This window comes from Salipiger sp. HF18 (assembly GCF_011806505.1).
In the GTDB taxonomy this organism is placed as follows: domain Bacteria; phylum Pseudomonadota; class Alphaproteobacteria; order Rhodobacterales; family Rhodobacteraceae; genus Salipiger; species Salipiger thiooxidans.
On sequence record NZ_JAATOS010000491.1, the window covers coordinates 1 to 2,917 of the forward strand.

The window sequence follows — 2,917 nt, forward strand, 5'->3', positions numbered from 1 at the left end:
AGGTCGGCGATGGCGGTGAGCGTCTCGGCCGGCGCGTCCAGCACCAGCACCCGGGTCGCGGCCAGCGCGGCACGTGCGGCGGCCAGCGCGTCGCCGCCCTCGGGCACCAGCGTTTCCGACAGAACCCACTCCTGACCCATGAACTTGCCGGTGGTCTGGTTGTCCGCAAGCCCCAGCCGCGCCCCCGCGAGGGCGCGGTCGTCGGGCACGGGGTCGAGATTCGACAGCACCGGCGGTGCCGGCTGCTCGACGCCGATATATCCGATCCGCACCTTGGTCTCGGACGCGGCGGCGGCGCCGAGCGTCAGCGATAAGGCGGCAGCAAGTCCGATCACACGCATGAATTGTCCTCCCTCAGCGCAAGGTACGCCCCTCCGCCTTTCGCCGCCGTTAGACCATGGTCGAAGATCGGGCGGCTTCGCGACCAAGGTCCAATATGGCCCGCCCGGGACGCTTGCTAACGAAAATGGGAGTTTCGGAAACGGAGGAGGTTCTAATGTCCGTCATCAAGTTCAAGCGTCCGCTGATTGCCGGTGTCGCCCTGTTCGCCCTTGCCAATCTTGCCTTCGCCCATGGCGACGTGGCACCGCAGCCGGTCAACACCGATGCGCTGCCCGAGGTGGGCGAGGACTGGCTCAGCGAGAACCCCTACCGCGACGCCGGAGAAGAGGTCTGGCAGACCGCGGTGCAGATCGGCGCCTCGGGGTACAACCAGAACTGCGCGCGCTGCCACGGGCTCGAGGTGATCTCGGGCGGGCTTGCCCCCGACCTGCGCTTCCTCGAGGCCGAGGAGTTCGGCGACGAGTGGTTCGTCGAGCGCTTCCGCGCGGGCTACACCCAGAACGGCACCACCAAGATGCCGGCCTTCGGCGAGCTGCTGGGCCAGAAGGCGGCCTGGGCGATCCGCACCTACATCGAGGCCCGCCCGGACGACGCCGCCATCGAGGACCAGTCGGCCGAGCTCAAGGACATCCGCGACCAGCTCGCCGCAGGCGATGCCGACGTCGAGGCGCTGAAGGCCCGCCTCCGCGAGATCGCGGGCGAGATCGAGACCCTCTCGGGCGCGCCCGTTGCCGACAGCATCGCCTTCCGCGCCGCCAACCTGCTCGAAGCCAATCCGTCGGACACGGCGCATGCCGCCGAAACGTTGACGATCGGGCTTTCCGCGGCACACTGACATGCGCCGCCGGTTTGTGATGGTCGCGCTGGCCGGGCTTGCGTTCGCAGGCCCGGCGTTCGCGCGTTGCGAGGGCTGGGTGCCGCAGCCGAAGCCGCAGAACGTGGGCCGCGACGTGGTCGGCAAGGATCTCGACGAGATCGTCGAGCGCGGCTGGATCGATTTCGCCGCCTACGAGGACTTCCCGCCGTGGTCCTGGGAGGAGGGCGGGAAGGTGCAGGGCGTCGACATCGAGATCGGCCGCCTGATCGCCGAGGCGCTGGGCGTCGAGCCGCGCTTCCGGCTGGTGGCGGCGGGAGAGAACCTCGATGCCGACCTCCGCAACTACGTCTGGAAGGGCGCGGTGGTGGGCGGGCGGGTGTCCAACGTCATGTTGCACGTCCCCTATGACAGCGAATACGCCTGCCGGGTCGAGCAGGTGGTGTTCACCGGGCAATACGCCGACGAGCAGATCGCCATCGCCTACCGCGAAGACGCGTACCCGGAGGATCCGCCGGTTCCGGCCTATTTCCGCATCGACACGGTGGCGGTGGAAAACGACTCGATCTCGGATTTCTACCTGACCTCGTTTGCGGGCGGGCAGACGGCGCAGGGCGTCCGGCGCTACCCGAGCCACGCCGCGGCGATGGAGGCCCTGGCGGCGGGCGAGACCATGGCTGCCATGGGCCCGCTGGCGCAGCTCGAGGCCGGGGCGGGCGAGGGCATCGCCATCCACCAGCCGCCGCTGCCCGGCTTCGCGGTGAGCCACTGGACAGCGGGGGTGGCGGTGCACATGGCCTACCGCTCGCTCGGCTACGCGGTGGACGACGCCATCCGCACCGGGCTCGAGGACGGGCGCATCGACGCGATCTTCGAGCAGTACGGCCTGACCCACCTGCCGCCTGAGCGCTAGGGTCATTTCCCAGCCAGCCGGCCGGTTTCGGGCCGGCTGGCTGGGGGCGGCACGTTGTGGCGGGAATCTCGCCCCCCCGACCCCAATGGGTTTCCCTCGCAGACCCCCGCGGCGGTCTTCCCGCCGCAGACCCTTCGGGGCAGCGTGTCGAGCCGGTCGCGGTGCGGCCTCACGTCTCCGATGTTGGGTCCTGTACCTGACGTCGCGCCTTCCGCGTCGCCGCGCGGCGCTCAGCCCGCCGTCAGCGTGCGCAGCCGTCCCTCGCCATCCACCAGCGTCACCCGCCGGATCCCCGGCAGCGCGGCCATGGCCCGTCGGATCTCGTCCGGCTCGAGCAGGCAGCAGGCGGTGGAGAGGGCGTCGGCCAGTGCTGCGCTTTCGGCCTCGACGCTGGCGGTCGACCAGAGCGGCGCGCGGAGCCCGCGCGGGTCGAGGATATGGCCGCCGGTCCCGAGGCGCAGCGCGGCCGGGCTCGAGGTGGCGATGGCGCCGTCCGCCAGCGTCCGCGTGCCCAGGTATCCCGCGGCCGGATCCGAGAGCCCCAGCCGCCACGGCCCGCCGAGCGCGCGGTGCTCGCCGATGTTCACCAGCGCCCGCCCGAAGCCGCGCGACGCCAGCAGGTCGGTCACCACGTCCGTGGCGAAGCCCTGCGCGATGCCGTTGAAGGTCAGCGCCTGACCCGGCGCGAGCGTGATGTCCTGCCCGATCGTCACCCGCTTCCAGCCCGTCAGTGCCCGCGCGGCCTCGACGTCGCCGCCACGCGCCAGCGCCTGCCAGAGCGGTTGCACGCTCGGGTCGAAGGCGCCGCCGGTCGCGCGGTGTACCGCATCCGCCTGTCGGAGCAGCAA

3 protein-coding genes and 1 pseudogene are annotated in these 2,917 nt (G+C 71.1%); 2 read left to right on the forward strand and 2 right to left on the reverse strand.

What is annotated here, in order from left to right:
* Window positions 1–341: pseudogene (locus HC022_RS22985) on the reverse strand (branched-chain amino acid ABC transporter substrate-binding protein); the annotation flags it as partial.
* Window positions 342–496: 155 nt separating this feature from the next.
* Between HC022_RS22985 and pedF the strand changes: the two are divergent.
* A complete protein-coding gene (gene pedF, locus HC022_RS22990; RefSeq protein WP_167453951.1) occupies window positions 497–1,177 on the forward strand; it encodes a cytochrome c-550 PedF in 681 nt (226 codons plus the stop codon).
* A 19-nt stretch (window positions 1,178–1,196) separates the two neighbouring features.
* The gene (locus tag HC022_RS22995; RefSeq protein WP_167453953.1) at window positions 1,197–2,069 is read left to right on the forward strand and encodes an ABC transporter substrate-binding protein; all 873 of its coding nucleotides are present in this window, start codon (window positions 1,197–1,199) and stop codon (window positions 2,067–2,069) included.
* Window positions 2,070–2,299: 230 nt separating this feature from the next.
* On the opposite strand, the gene HC022_RS23000 is transcribed toward HC022_RS22995, so the two are convergent.
* A partial coding sequence (locus HC022_RS23000; protein WP_167453952.1) for an FAD:protein FMN transferase occupies window positions 2,300–2,917 on the reverse strand: 618 nt, incomplete at its 5' end.

Coding starts and splice junctions, on each gene's coding strand:
- HC022_RS22995 (WP_167453953.1), top strand. CDS start 1,197: ATGGTCGCGCTGGCCGGGCTTGCGTTCGCAGGCCCGGCGTTCGCGCGT.
- pedF (WP_167453951.1), top strand. CDS start 497: ATGTCCGTCATCAAGTTCAAGCGTCCGCTGATTGCCGGTGTCGCCCTG.